The sequence below is a fragment of the Shewanella sp. M16 genome (assembly GCF_018224605.1).
Lineage (GTDB): Bacteria > Pseudomonadota > Gammaproteobacteria > Enterobacterales > Shewanellaceae > Shewanella > Shewanella oncorhynchi.
The window spans coordinates 102,056-116,580 of record NZ_JAGTUL010000019.1; the positions used below are offsets into that span (position 1 = coordinate 102,056).

At 46.0% G+C, this 14,525-nt stretch carries 13 protein-coding genes; 5 read left to right on the plus strand and 8 right to left on the minus strand.

The window, feature by feature from the left end; translation table 11 throughout:
* Window positions 1–113: 113 nt before the first annotated feature.
* Window positions 114–1,106: an HD domain-containing phosphohydrolase gene (locus KFE26_RS14155; RefSeq protein ID WP_249195742.1), complete on the minus strand. Its 993-nt coding sequence runs from the start codon at window positions 1,104–1,106 to the stop codon at window positions 114–116.
* Window positions 1,073–1,378: a hypothetical protein gene (locus KFE26_RS24415; RefSeq protein WP_249195744.1), complete on the minus strand. Its 306-nt coding sequence runs from the start codon at window positions 1,376–1,378 to the stop codon at window positions 1,073–1,075. Before KFE26_RS24415 ends, KFE26_RS14155 begins: the two co-directional genes overlap by 34 nt.
* Window positions 1,379–1,909: 531 nt before the next feature.
* Between KFE26_RS24415 and KFE26_RS14160 the strand changes: the two genes are divergently transcribed.
* Window positions 1,910–3,478, plus strand: a complete 1,569-nt coding sequence (locus KFE26_RS14160; protein ID WP_212600787.1) for a methyl-accepting chemotaxis protein — start codon at window positions 1,910–1,912, stop codon at window positions 3,476–3,478.
* 361 nt (window positions 3,479–3,839) lie between these two features.
* Complete coding sequence (locus tag KFE26_RS14165; protein WP_028761337.1) at window positions 3,840–5,141, plus strand: DEAD/DEAH box helicase; 1,302 nt, start codon at window positions 3,840–3,842, stop codon at window positions 5,139–5,141.
* 142 nt (window positions 5,142–5,283) lie between these two features.
* Here the strand turns inward: KFE26_RS14165 and KFE26_RS14170 are convergent, their stop codons facing one another.
* From KFE26_RS14170 to KFE26_RS14180, 3 genes are all read right to left on the minus strand, one after another.
* The gene (locus KFE26_RS14170) at window positions 5,284–6,684 is read right to left on the minus strand and encodes a basic amino acid/polyamine antiporter (RefSeq protein ID WP_212600788.1); all 1,401 of its coding nucleotides are present in this window, start codon (window positions 6,682–6,684) and stop codon (window positions 5,284–5,286) included.
* A gap of 9 nt (window positions 6,685–6,693) precedes the next feature.
* Window positions 6,694–7,596: a homocysteine S-methyltransferase family protein gene (locus KFE26_RS14175; RefSeq protein WP_212600789.1), complete on the minus strand. Its 903-nt coding sequence runs from the start codon at window positions 7,594–7,596 to the stop codon at window positions 6,694–6,696.
* A gap of 455 nt (window positions 7,597–8,051) precedes the next feature.
* On the minus strand, window positions 8,052–8,267 hold the full coding sequence (locus KFE26_RS14180; RefSeq protein WP_212600790.1) for a TIGR02450 family Trp-rich protein: 216 nt from the start codon (window positions 8,265–8,267) through the stop codon (window positions 8,052–8,054).
* Window positions 8,268–8,542: 275 nt separating this feature from the next.
* Between KFE26_RS14180 and KFE26_RS14185 the strand changes: the two genes are divergently transcribed.
* The 3 genes from KFE26_RS14185 to KFE26_RS14195 all read left to right on the plus strand — a co-directional run bounded on the left by KFE26_RS14185 (window position 8,543) and on the right by KFE26_RS14195 (window position 10,823).
* Entirely contained in the window at window positions 8,543–9,190 is a 648-nt protein-coding gene (locus KFE26_RS14185; RefSeq protein ID WP_212600791.1) for a peroxiredoxin-like family protein, read from the plus strand.
* Between the two features lie 99 nt (window positions 9,191–9,289).
* Window positions 9,290–9,925: a DUF2913 family protein gene (locus KFE26_RS14190; protein ID WP_212600792.1), complete on the plus strand. Its 636-nt coding sequence runs from the start codon at window positions 9,290–9,292 to the stop codon at window positions 9,923–9,925.
* A 145-nt stretch (window positions 9,926–10,070) separates the two neighbouring features.
* Window positions 10,071–10,823 carry an ABC transporter substrate-binding protein gene (locus KFE26_RS14195; RefSeq protein ID WP_028761342.1) on the plus strand — a complete coding sequence of 251 codons (753 nt, stop codon included), beginning with the start codon at window positions 10,071–10,073 and terminating at the stop codon, window positions 10,821–10,823.
* A gap of 80 nt (window positions 10,824–10,903) precedes the next feature.
* Here the strand turns inward: KFE26_RS14195 and KFE26_RS14200 are convergent, their stop codons facing one another.
* The 3 genes from KFE26_RS14200 to KFE26_RS14210 are packed head-to-tail and all read right to left on the minus strand — an operon-like array spanning window position 10,904 to window position 14,228.
* A complete protein-coding gene (locus KFE26_RS14200) occupies window positions 10,904–11,425 on the minus strand; it encodes a hypothetical protein (RefSeq protein ID WP_028761343.1) in 522 nt (173 codons plus the stop codon).
* Window positions 11,426–11,443: 18 nt separating this feature from the next.
* A complete protein-coding gene (locus KFE26_RS14205) occupies window positions 11,444–13,567 on the minus strand; it encodes an aldehyde ferredoxin oxidoreductase (RefSeq protein ID WP_105251825.1) in 2,124 nt (707 codons plus the stop codon).
* 16 nt (window positions 13,568–13,583) lie between these two features.
* Window positions 13,584–14,228 carry a 4Fe-4S dicluster domain-containing protein gene (locus KFE26_RS14210; RefSeq protein WP_105251824.1) on the minus strand — a complete coding sequence of 215 codons (645 nt, stop codon included), beginning with the start codon at window positions 14,226–14,228 and terminating at the stop codon, window positions 13,584–13,586.
* Between the last annotated feature and the right edge of the window lie 297 nt (window positions 14,229–14,525).

Consider the following 14,525-nt stretch of genomic DNA (forward strand, 5'->3'; position numbering starts at 1 on the left):
GAACGCCCAAGGCAATTAGCATTGGGCGTTTTTTTAGCGCTATCTGTGTGTTTTAAAACCCACGTCTTATTTCAAAACTATGATTTCAAAACACGATTTAAAAACATGAGTCGCTAAACCATAGTAGGTTGTGCCATCGGCTGATAAGCATCATCCAGCGATGCTTTAGACAACACTTCAAAGTCCTGATGAATTTCAATAAAACAATCGACTAATTCAGGGTCGAAATGCTGACCTTTGCCTTCAATAATTAAGTCGATAGCCTCTTGGTGGCTAAAGGGCCGCTTATAACATCGGGGAGAAGTCAGCGCGTCATAAACATCAACTAGGGCCACTATCCTCGCCGAAAGCGGAATATCTTCACCTTTCAAACCAAGGGGATAACCACTACCATCCCACTTTTCATGGTGACCCGAGGCAATATCGCGGCCCATCTGAATAAAAGTACATTGGGGCGCATATTCCAACAAACTGCGTAGCACTTGTCCCCCGATCACAGGATGGGCTTTAATTTGCTCAAACTCCTGCGGCGTTAATTTACCCGGTTTAAGCAAAATCGCATCGGCAATACCGACTTTACCTATATCGTGCAAAATGGCCGACAAACTAATGTCTTGAATATAATCTTCGTTCAATTCTGCAGGAGGATTGGCGGCCAGTAGTCGCTGCGACGCGAGCATTTTCGAATACTGCCGCATACGTAGCAAATGCGCGCCCGTTTCGTTATCTCTGTATTCGGCGAGTTTAGCTAAGCCTAATACGGTAGCTTGGCGTGATGCTAAGGTTGAATCGAGTGCGTCAGCCAACTTACCTAATAAATAAGTGATAGTTAACGTCAACATGGCATTGGTCACGATAAAATTGACCACCACAACGGCCCAAATACCGACACTATAACCTTGGGTTTCAGGCCAATTGAGCCAATTAAAATGATAGGCAAAACCAATCAATACCAAACTTAGCCCATTCAAACATTGGGCATATAAGCTGGCTCGATTTCCTAAAAAAATACCGACTAACGGTGGGAAAATAAATAACCAGAAAAAACCAGCTCCCGAAGGGCCAATCGCAATTAAAAAACCGATGCCGATAGCAAAACCCAGCAAGCAGCCACAGCCAAAACGCGTACTATCAGCAAGCTTAGGAAAATACAGTAAAGCAGTAAAAACAGATAAGCCAGCGTATCAAATACCACCATAAACCAGAGATCGGCGATGACGCATAAATACACACTTGTGATATATACAGGCACGCAGAGAATCGCTAGAAAGCCAAATAAACGTTCAAAGATCAAACGTCGCCAATGTGGCAGTGCCGCCGCTGTTCCCAAGGACGCTGTGGCTAATTTCGTTACACCACGCCTAAGTGATATCGCCATGGGAAGTTCCTCTTATATAGCATTCCCGCTGTGAGCTAATGAACTAGAAGAGCAAAATCAAGATACACCACTGAAGCAAGGAAAAATAAGCCATCTTTTGTTGCCCATTAAAGAATAGACTAAGGCCAATAAAGCGCTCCATGAATACTGCGATATCAAGCCGAATCAACGACATTAGCCCAATATCATCGAACATAATTTATATTTAAGATGAATGACAAATACCCACTCAAGACATAAAAGAATAACCCTATACAAAATACTAGAATTAACGATTTAACAGGATAAACGCTCGTTTAACATCATATTCTCACTACTTAAAAACTTTATATATTGCAATAGCTTATAAATACGACGAACGATTGATTTTCACTAGTCAGCCATGAGAAACCGCTCTCCTATACCCACACAAAAATGATACTCTTATCACATAACAAGCTTACTCCGATGAGAGTCAGCACAAGAAAATTCGCGCCTAACACCGCGCCCTGAACCCTAATGAACCACATCGGCCCTGAATGGACACACTAAATGAGCCAGAGTAACGCCTCAGCGAATAAAATAGTTAATACACAGAGATCAGATCAAGAAATCCGCCTAACACCACAAGATGAACTCATTTCCACCACTGATACTCGCGGTATCATCACTTACGTTAACGCCCGTTTTGCCGAAGTCTCAGGCTATAGCGATCAAGAATTAATTGGCAGTGCCCACAATATGGTGCGCCATCCAGATATGCCGAGTGCCGCCTTTAAGGAAATGTGGGGAAAACTTAAGTCAGGCCAATCTTGGCGCGGCATAGTCAAGAACCGCTGTAAAAATGGTGGCTTCTATTGGGTCGATGCCTTTGTGTCTCCCTTGTTTGAAAACGGCATTATTGTCGGTTACCAATCGGTGCGCATTCAGCCTCAAGTCGCCTACGTCACGAAAGCTAATGAGATTTACCAAAGACTCAAATTAGACAAATCCATTCCTAAACCCTTAAGTTTAATGCAAAAACGTATCGTATCTGCGGTTGTCGCCTCCACAGGTTTACTGATCGCTGGCTACTTTTGGGGCTGGGGCGTGATTATCGCAGGGGCGATTCTGATGAGTTTAAACCTCGCCATTTTCTACGATGAGGCTTTTCGTATTCCCGCTAAACTGATTGAAATGCAAACCAAATATGACTCTATCAGTCGTTACATTTACTCGGGTGCAGATACCTCTTCTATTCTCGATTTCCAGCTCATCATGCTACAGGCCAAAATGAATGGCGTACTTGGGCGCACCCAAGATCAAGCCAATCAATTACATGCAATTGCCGATCAATTAGTGGTTGCGACCGAGCAAACCTATGTCAGCCTAGATCAAGAGAAAAGTCAGCTAGAACAGCTCTCTGGCGCGATGGAAGAAATGAGTTCAACCATCACAGAAGTGGCGCAGAATACCCATCTCACGTCCACCAGCATCAATACCGCCTATGATCTTTGCCTTAAAAGCAGTGCCAACATGAAGGCCAACACTCAAAAAATGGAGCAACTGGCAAAGTCTGTTGCCGATGCCACCAACAATGCCCATCAATTAAATAAAGAAGCCGAGCAAGTCGCTAATGCGATGGGCGAAATTGACTCTATTGCCGAGCAAACGAATCTCCTCGCCCTCAATGCCGCGATTGAAGCGGCCCGTGCGGGTGAACAAGGCCGTGGGTTTGCCGTGGTCGCCGATGAGGTTCGCGCCCTATCGAGCAGAACCCAGCTATCAACCAACAGTATTTCTAAGAGTGTCGATAAGATGTTCACTATGCTCAACGCATGGGCCAAAGAAATGGAACAAAGCCGTCAACATGCGGAGCGTTGTGCCAGCGATATTCAACTGTCCGCCGACAATGTAAACACCATTTACCAAGAAGTGAGTGATATCCACACCTTTGCCCAACAAAATGCAGTGGCAGCCGATCAACAGCGTCAAGTGGTCAATGAGATCGCCAGTAATATTCACTCCATCACCCATGCCAGCGCCGAGAACTTAGCCGCAACCCATCTGATTGGTGATGCAGCCCATCTTCTTAAACACAATGCCGAAAAAGCCCTTGGCCTGAGGCGCACCTTCGGTTAAACATAAATACAAGATCCAAAATACCGCAGCCTAGGTTGCGGTATTTTCTAATATAGCGAGCTTTAATCCGTATTGTTGAGTCCATATTTTACTCAACCCTTGTATAGATCAATAAGACCTAGCCCACCTGAACCAGTGCCAAGCCTTTTATCTCCTCCTGATGAAATGATGCAGATAAAATGCCAAAACACTAAAAAGTACAGGTTTTAACCGAAATTTTTGCTATACTCCGCGCCCGCCATTTTTCTTATAAAATCTGTGTGGAAGAATGAGCCAGCCGGTACACCTCTCTCCTTTAGACGAGTGATAAAGAGGCTAGTGGCGCTTGAATGTTTGAATAAGTGAACGATAGGAATCCAAAATGAGATTTGAATCTTTTAGTTTTTCCCCCGAGATTTTGCGCGCTATCTCAGATTGCGGTTATCAACAAATGACGCCTATTCAGCAGCAAGCGATACCTGCTATCCGCCGCGGCCAAGATGTCTTAGCCAGTGCCCAAACCGGTACGGGTAAAACCGCCGCTTTCGCGCTGCCGATCCTGCAAAAGATGGTTGAAAAGCCAAGCGAAACGCTAAAGTCGAATGCCCGCGTATTGATCCTTACGCCAACCCGTGAGCTTGCCGCTCAAGTGGCTGACAACGTTACGGCTTACTGCAAGTACTTAAACTTCAGCGTCTTAACCATTTACGGCGGCGTAAAGATTGAGACTCAAGCGCAAAAGCTGAAACGCGGCGCCGATGTGATTGTTGCCACCCCAGGTCGCTTACTTGAGCACCTTACCGCCTGTAACTTAAGCCTGTCGAACGTCGACTTTTTAGTGCTAGACGAAGCCGATCGCATGCTCGACATGGGCTTTAGCGCCGATATCCAAAAAATCCTTCAAGCGGTAAATAAGAAGCGTCAAAACTTGTTATTCTCGGCCACTTTCTCAAGTGCGGTGAAAAAACTCGCCAACGACATGATGGTTAAACCGCAAGTGATCAGCGTTGATAAACAAAACACTACAGCCGACACCGTTAGCCAGGTAGTTTATCCGGTTGAACAACGCCGTAAACGCGAACTGCTTTCTGAGCTTATCGGCAAGAAAAACTGGCAACAGGTATTGGTATTTACTGCGACCCGTGAAGCCGCCGATACACTAGTCAAAGAATTAAACTTAGATGGTATCCCATCTGAAGTGGTCCACGGTGAAAAAGGCCAAGGCAGTCGTCGCCGCGCCCTGCGTGAGTTTGTGGCGGGTGATGTTCGGGTGCTGGTTGCCACCGAAGTCGCTGCCCGTGGTCTGGATATCCCAAGCCTTGAATACGTAGTCAACTATGACTTACCTTTCCTCGCCGAAGACTATGTCCACCGTATCGGTCGTACAGGCCGCGCGGGTAAAACTGGCGTAGCCATTTCTTTCGTGAGCCGCGAAGAAGAGCGCACCTTAGCCGATATCGAAAAATTAATTGGTCAACAGATTCGCCGCGTCACTGTGCCAGGTTATGAAGTTGGCAGCCGCGAATTGCTATTAAAGCAATTGCAAACCCGCCGCAGTTTTGCCAAAAAGCAACAAAGAACCGACAACGTCGGCGCTCAAGTTGCTGCTGAGAAAAACATGCAGGGCCGCCGCGTAAAAATGAAGGTGGGTCAAGCACCGAGCAAAGCGAAAAAGCTTAAGTAATCGCTAAAACGGGCGGTGTAAAACGCATAGCGTTTAACCCCATCCCACGTGTTTTAGTCGAATCGGCCACAACAACTGTTGTGGCCGATTTTTTTATGCCCAATTCGATAAAGCACTGCCCACTTTAACCAACAGCAATCCTTTATTGATAACAAAACGACCATAACGCGGGAAACAAACTCAGCAGCATCGCCCCCGCGAGCAATCGCTCGCGACCGTTAAGCTTTTTACCATCGACAAGTTGGCGACGACTGTAAAGAAACAAGAGTAACCCGGGGCCGTAAAGTAGCAAGGACAGCAACAGATACTCGACACCAGCGGCATAGAGTAGCCAGAGTCCATAACCGCTCGCCACCAGCGCCACGACTCTCATCAGCCCATTGCCCTGTCCACTCAAAGAAAGCTTCAGCAGGAACAGTCCAATCAATAGATAAGGCACTAAAATCATCGACGTAGAAATGAGTAACAGATTGGTATAACCCTTACCTAGCAGCCACACCAGTAACAAACAAAACTGCACTGTTAAGCTAGATAACCAGAGGGAAGCGATCGGTGTGCCATTGCGATTCTGCCGCAAAAAGATGGCAGGGAAAGCACCGTGGCGGGCTGCGCTGAAAGGCACCTCTGCCGAGAACAGGGTCCAACTCACGTAGGAAGCCAGCACAGAAACAATAAGCCCGATACTGATCAGCGCCTTACCCCAAGAGCCGCTCATGTGTCCCATCAGTCCCGCCATAGAGGGATTTGGCAGCGCAGCAAGTTCAGGACGAGCCAAAATTCCCAACGCTAACACAGAGATAAGCACATAAAGTAGTAGCGCCAGCACGACGCCAAGGACAGTCGCCGTGCCCACATCCCGCTTATTTTTAGCACGCGCCGATAACACAGCCGCACCTTCGATACCGGTAAACACCCAAAGCGTGATCAACATAGTGTTACGCACTTGCTCCGACACTGGCACAGCTAAAGTGCTGGCCGCTTGGTCCTGAGCAAAAGTCACAGGGTCAAAGTAATAGCAAGCAAACAGTACAAACAGCAATAACGGCAAACTCTTGGCTAATGTCGCCACCAGATTGAACATGGCAGCCTGCTGTACGCCTCGGGAGACCAACCAATGCACCGCCCACAAAATGCACGACTCACCGATAAAAGCGGCCAGCGTATTACCCTCGCCAAACCAAACTTGCTGCGGCGTATCGACAAAGCTACCAAGGGCGGCAAACGCAATCACTAAATATCCCACCACGCCTATGGTGGCGCAAAGCCAGTAGCCCCAAGCAGAAAAAAAGCCCACTAGCTCACCAAAACCGGCTCTGGCGTAGGTATAAATGCCGCCATCAAGCTCAGGCTTCAAGCGCGACAGATAGAGGAAACTCGCAGCCAATGCCAAGATGCCCACACCTGTGATCCCCCAGCCAATCAACACCGCTCGAACACCCGCCACTTCGGCCATGTTTTGCGGCAGGCTGAAAATCCCCGCACCTACCATAGAGCTGAACACTAGGGCTGTGAGTGACCAGAGACCTATCCTGTTCTCTTTCATACAAAATCCTTAGCGCAAACGAGTAGAAAGAGCCTGAATGTGTTCGGGACCAATGCCGCAGCAACCACCGATAAGCGAAGCCCCTACCGCGCGCCAACGTTCAGCCCAACCCAGATAATCGAGCGGCCCAAGATCAGCACGGATCTCATCCAGACCATCGTTAGCCGACGCCTCTTTCGGCTGAGGAGGAAATGCATTGGCATAGGCACCGAGTCGAATATCGGCACGCCCCAGAGCACTTAATCTGTCGCTGGCCACCTGTAATGCCGCCTCAATCACCTCAGGCTGACAACAGTTGAACAGAATCGCATCCACACCGACTGCTACTAACGCGTCGATAGCATCTGCCACCCGCTCACCGGAGCGAAGTGTCGGTTCGCTACCTAACGTCTCGTCCTCTAAGGTAAAAGAAACCCAAAATGGTTTGCCATCTTCAGGCAGCAAGGCCTTGATGGCTAAAGGCTCGGCAATCAAACTCATGGTTTCGGCTAACCAGAGATCGACACTGGGCAACAACGCTCGAATGAGTGGGAGAGCCAACTCACTCACTCTCGCGGCCTCAAATAAATCGGCACGGTAAGAGCCAAACAAGGGTGGCAATGAGCCCGCGACGCGAACCGCATTTGCGTGTTCATCCGCAACATCCCGTGCCAGTTTGCCCGCCAATGCAGCCAGCGCTTCCCCCTCGGCGGCAAAACGCTCGTCACCGATATGAAACGGCACGAGTGCATAACTGTTGGTGGTGATAACGTTGGCTCCGCTGGCTACGTAGGCTTGATGTACCTCAGTCACAGTGTGCGGCGCTTCTATCAGGGCTAGCGCCGACCACTCAGGCTGGCGAAAAGGTGCACCCCGTCTTGCTAGCTCACGCCCCATGCCACCATCCAAAACCCACAGTTGCTGCTTATCCATTTCTCTTACCTCAATCTTTTTATGCGACTTCGTTTTACTCAGGCACTCATAGTTAATGAGAATCCTGCTACCTAGCACCTTGCTGCGTTCGATGACGACAATGCATAGCTTCAGTGATTAGCTTAATAACGGCAAAACCATCTAGACGTTTAGATGGCTACAACAAAATAAAGGAATCTCGATTTAGCCGCAATCGATATCAGTAAAAAACACGAATTAATCTCAAACTTGAATAAATGGATGCCGCAGCGCTACGAAAATATGCCAGTTGACAGCAAGAGACGAAGTATTGATGGGATCGTTGATGGAAGACATTGATGAGGGCATTGATGAATGATATTGCTGCGGAATGAGCTAGTGAACCTAGAAGATGATGGCTAAAAAAGTGGAGAACAAGATGAGTGCCCTCCATGTCTTTGGATAATATGAGATTGGTATTTACCCAATTCGTTTAACTATTTCCAGCCCTGCAACCAAAGGTCTTCATCTTTTAAATCATGCCAGTTTATAGGTATAACTCGCTTTGACATCACAGCTTCAATTGAGCACGAGATCACTATGCCTTCCTCATCAAATTCAATCTCAGTGACTAAAAAATGTTTTTCTTTATTGGTCGGCTTAACGGCGGTCCACTTACTGTTGAGTAATTTCTTAGGGTTAATTTTATTCATCAAAACTCCGCGTGACAGCTAATTTGCTGGGTTATGCAATAACTTTCTCGAATCCCCGTTCCTTTAGAAACTCGCTTGAGAGCGCCTTGGCCAATACGAACAATACAGCAAGACAGCGCAATGGCACTTACGCAAAAAGCACTTAAGCGAAGATCTCGTCAACGGATATGACTTAAGCAACAAATTACACAAGCAGAACCCAGTACTAGAACAGACAATAGAAAACTGTCGGTGCTTAGAAATGCAGCCATTGAAAGATAACGTTAGGAATACCCATGTCAAGCATACTAAAAACACTTTGCCTCACAGGCACTCTATTGCTCACTAGCTTTACGACTTTGGCACAACCCATTGCTAAGGATGAGTTTTCCATCAGTCCGCTACTTAATGGTCAGCAAATCCCTAAGGTAAACTTGCAAGATATCAATGACAAAACGGTCGATTTAGCAGAATTAACCCAGAAAAAACCAACCATTTTCTTCTTTTACCGTGGTGGCTGGTGCCCATTTTGTAACAATCAAATGGGGCAACTAAAAGCGATTGAGCCTGAGTTATTAAAAATGGGCTTTCAGTTAGTGGGAATTTCACCCGATACGCCAGCTCAACTTAAGGTTTCGGCGGCAAAAAATGAGCTTAAGTATCTGCTGCTTTCCGATGAAAAAATGCTGGCATCCCAAGCCTTTGGTTTAGCTTTTTACACTAGCGAAAAAGTGACTGAAACCTATACCGCACGCCTTAAGCTCGAGAATCCTTTATGGATCACCCCTGAAGGTGCCAAACGTTTAGTCTTACCTGTACCCGCCATTTATATCAGCGACGACAAGGGATTGATTCATTTTCAATATATCAACCCAAACTACAAAGTAAGGCCCGCGCCAAAGCTGATTTTAACCGCCGCGAGTTTGGTGGGATCGCAAGAATAAATATCGGTTTAACGACCGCTTTGCTAAACTAGCTCCGCCGCAATCAATATCGTCCAAGTTCAAATAGATAACATCACTTCAGCCCGCGGCGGAGTCATAATGAATTCTCAAACCTATAACCAAGCTGTGCTCGAACTCGCCCTTGCGGGTCTTGCCGATTTAACCGCTTCAGCACAGACCAAGAAAGCCCAGCGCACTTCTGCGCAGGAAAGTCATTTTTTGTGTAATTGGATGGTCGAGTCCTTAAAGGAAAAACGCTTTTCTAAACTGGTAGCCGAGGATCTCACGGCTTGGATACGTTTGGCTCGCAGCCAAGGTGCGGGCGCCGAACTCAAGCGTTTGCTAGAAAGGATAGTGTATCAATATCAATCAGTTGAGACATCAGAGCAAGCTTTAGGTACGGCATTAAATGCTATGATAGCAACCTTAAAGCAAGCCGAATGGTTGGTCTTTACTGACACTGAAATCAGTGCCAAGCTGAAACTCGATGGTGATGGTCAATCTAGCTTAGTGATTGATGCCAAAGAATTTAATCAACATATTAAAGACAATCAGCTGATCAAGCCAATCAACTTATATGTCCGCGCCGATGAACAGACACTAACGCGTATCGCCCTGTCCCATGGGTTATTGCTCAGCCAAGGCAACAAGAAAACCAGTTTGATTAAGCACCATAAAACCTATCAAATTTTCCCTAATAATCAGCAGCCAGCTTTGTGTCAGCTATTGGCTTAAGGTGTAATAGCGAAAAGCAGAAAATAGCTTAAATATGGCGGATGTGACTGATTGTGATCCAATAAACAATTCATTCACACAGTTTAGATAGAATGACCATCGGATAGGTCTTGGCTAAAGCAGAGATAACAAGGATAAAAGCAATATGGTTAAGCGATGTTTGCAGTATAAACACTTAGTTCGATTTGCCTTGTTCACCCTTTGCTTGACTCAACAGCATGCCTTTGCGGAACAGCTCAAATACAATATCACTGGCTCCTATTCTTGGTATCCGTATTTTATCGGTGATCAAGCCGAGGCACCGGGGATGATCACTGAGCTTATTCCGATGATTTTATCTATGGCTGAAATCAAAGGTGAAATCCTCGCCCTGCCGCCAAAGCGCACCAATAATGCGCTAGAAACCGGTCAACTCGACTTTGATATCGTCAGCCCTAGTTGGTTTGAAAAGCAGGATTTAGGGCCGCTGTTTGTCAAATCGGCCCCCATAATGCAAATCACTGAATATGTGGTCACATTGCCAGAGAATGTCAGTAAATATACAGATATCAGCCAGATAAAAGGCCAAGAAATAGGTACAGTGCGCGGTTATTTATATCACGACGATAAAGATTTTATCCGCGCAGACTTTACCTCAGAGCAGGAACTGATCAAAGCCTTAGATAAACACAGAGTCAATGCCGTTATTGCTGGTAATTACCCGGCGTTGTATTGGTCGACTCAGTTGCGGATCCCTGTCGCACTGGCGGCAGTGCATTCTGATGGTGACTTAGTGTTTAGGTTGCGAAAAGAACATGCCGATTTGCTTCCTGCCATCAATCAAGCCATAGCGACACTGAAGGCCAATGGTAAAATTGACGAAATCATCAAAAAGTACACTCAAACGCTGGCAAGCTAATTTCACGCTAGCTATATGAGATATTTGCGATAAAAAAGCGCCCGAAGGCGCTTAATCAATATCAATGAGGTCGCAGAATCTCAGTTTGACCATTCACAAGGATCATAATTAGCGAGGACGGCCGCATAGCTGTGACTCAATCCCAGAGTCGAGTAGTAATAACCTTTCCCCTGATTGTCCACTGCATAATGGATATCCTCGGCCCCAAGCTGTTGTGGTAATTGCTCACGCACATTGGCTAATGTAGGCTCATCATAAAGATAGGGGGCAAACGTCAGTACACTCTCCAGATAGACCTCAGTATGGCGGCAGCTATTGCGACGGATCTGGGCAATAATCGCCTCAAACGCTTCACCCCGCTCCAATGCTAACCATTGCTCAGCGTAACGTTCAACTATGCTTCTGTCGGAATAGAAGAAATACCGCTTATCCGACAAACGCATCTGCACATCCTTGTAAGCCTCATTGAGGATCAGGCGAATATAACTGTTAACCGTTTGCTCACTATCCCACTCGAGCCCTGCCACGGCGGCGATTTGCTCCGCCGTGACTAAGCGTCCGTGTTGGCTAAATACCCTGATATAACCGACAAGTTCAATCATAGTGTCCAACTATAGTGTTCAACTGGGTAACAGGCCTCGCGCCGCCAATCTATCGGCAACAAAACCTAGGCTAAACTTGTCGAGCGTGGCCCGAGTTGGCGCACCGGTTTGAATATCCCAACCAAAGGCTTCATAGAACATGTCCAGCGCCGTTTGCATGTCAGCGCGGTCCATCTTGATGGTGCCCTCTTGACCGAAGTTTTTATCTGGATTCAAATCATAAACCCAGTCACTGAGCACATCATGCTCTTCGCGCATATTGCTTTCATTCATTTGCAATACGGTTAAGGCACGGTGTAAATGCAGCACTCTTTCCGCCTTAAAGTCCAATTCCGTTTCTGTGGTTTCAATCCCAGTCACTAAACTGAACATCTGCGATTCAATGGTGCTATCGCCTTCATAGTTACGATTTTTATCCGGTGATGCCAGCAGTGGGAACATCCAATTACACAGTGTCAGAGAATCATGTAATACGTTTTTCACCAGCGACCATTTTGCAAAACGGATCTTAGCCGCATTGATTGGGGTATACCAATTCACCTTATCGAATGCACCTTCACCCCATTTTTTCTCGGCAATCGCCACTGTCATATCGTGTGGCAAACCACTGTTAACTATGTTGATGTGGGAATGGCACTGAGCATCACGGTTAAAGACGACGTTGATTAACGTACCCACCTGACCCGCGGTTTCACTGGCATGGTGCACGGCAGCATTGGTTTTTTTGTTGAATACCTTAGTGGCACTTTCTTTATGAATATCCCAATTACCTAACTTAGGATTGGTTCCATCTAACCCCCAACGCTTGATCAAATCATATAAGCCGTCGGCCATATGGGAAATTTCACCTTCTTTAAACGCCACTCGGCGATAAAAATCAAGTAAGAAAGCGGGATCTTGGTTATCCCAGAGCGCCCAAGGAATACTGTTAAATTCATCTTCAGGTAATAAATGCTTAAACATATCCTTTGTTTTTAGGAATTTAAATAGATGCGAAATGGAGCCATAGTTACACCAAATACCATAGTCATCGAGAATATGAGCCCCTAAAGCGCCCGCCATCGCATGTGCTTCTGTACCATTTTTGGTGCCCATTAAATACTGTGGTACGAGGAATCCCATACAGACGTTAGATATATGTTCGGTTTTACGACCGTATTTGCTTTTCAATTCAGGGACTTTTAGCTCGCAGAAGCAACGTATTGGGCATGAATGACAGCCTCCCGTACGCTTCATCCACTTATTGGCGTATTCCACACCTATGTAGCTCTCTGCCATTGAAGTTCGAAACCCAATACGATTGCGTTCATTCCATGGCACTTCGCCTAAATCGATTTCTTGATCGGCAGCGCCCCACTTCAAACCGGGCCGAGATTTCCAGCGGCTGATGGGTGCTGAGTACTCAGCCCAAGATTGCGGCGTTGAAGGAACGACACCATTATTGTTGGCACCGATAATACCTAAAATATGGTCATCTAAGGCACGCATCTTTTCATTATTGGCGGCGATTTTAACGGCGCCAGTGCCGATAATGCCGATACCTTTACAATTTTTGGACCCCATTACCGAGCCATGACCACCTGCTGAGTGCCCGCCCTGAGTCATAATGACAGAAAGAGGCACTTGGTTTTCACCCGCTTGGCCAATCGCAGCGACTTGTGCATTGGGTCCCATCATTTGCGCGATCATAGCGTGGGTATCAAATATACCTTTACCCCATAGGGCATCGGCAGGTTCAATCGTGACCTTATCATCCACAATTTTAAGCCACACAGGACTGCTCGCTTTGCCTTCTATTGCTATCGCATCGAAACCCGCAAATTTCATTGCGGGTGAAAAATGCCCACCAAAGTGACCATCGGCAATCAGATGTTTTTCAATTACAGGACTACGGGAAGTAATGGTTGTTCGTCCAGTACAAATAACGCCTGAACCCGTTAATGGCCCGGCAGAAAAGACAATAATATTATCTGGGTCGATTGCAGTAATATTATCCTTATGATCATCCCACAATATTTTATAACCAATCCCCATACCACCGATATAGTCATAATATTTATTGATTGGCTCATACCATATATGATTAGTTGTTAAATTAACTCTGAGGACTTTACCCGCCCAACCACCTATTTTATCACTCATATTATTTCTCCTGAATTTAAGAAACTAAGCCGGTATATTTTTCGTATTGTTCTAATGCAGCTTCAGCCTCTTCCCAGTTATAAAATTTAATTGCACCTGTAGGACAAACTTGCGCGCAGGCAGGTTTACCGTTACATAAATCACATTTGACGGCTTTCATTTTACTGCGAACAACTTTAATGACTTGCTGAGGACACTTATCTGCACAATAACCACATCCGACACAACGTTCTTCATCAATCACTTTGGCGCCAGTCTGTTCATTCGTTGAAATAGCTTGCTGTGGACAAACTTCAGTACAGACTTCGCAGTGGCGACAAGTGGAAGGAACAACGGTTTTATCGCCGCATTCTCCTCGTTGTATTTCATAGTCAAATTGCACACCATGTGGGCCATAGTTCATATTTCTTTCTACTTTGACGCGGGCAAGTGTCGGACTGCTATCCCCTTCATGGTTCCAACCACAGGCAATTTCACAGCGTCTGCAGCTAACACAAACCGTAGGGTTCACCACCATGAGTCCACCAGGCATGACTTCTACTATCTCTTGGCTATTACTGTCACTGCCACAACCGGTCAGAAAACTTATTAATGTTCCGCTATAAACTGTACCGACAGCAACGCCCATACCGCCTTTAAGCATTCCTCTTCTGGTAATCATATTTGATCCTTTATTAGTCAAAGCAATATAATTAAAATATGCATACACTTTGATTCCCGACAATTTATGCTAAAGTAATTATGTCTTTGATTTTTAACCTGCGTCACAATTACCCATATTGGGGCATTATTAGATCAAGTTACACGACATGCATCAGAGTAACGTTTTCAAGAATTAACAATTCAACATCTAGCAAATTTAAATAATGCCTCACTTCAAATTACCTTAATATAATTAACAAATAACTTTTAAATTTGGTTAATTAAGTGCAACTCGACTCATAACTAAGTTAATATC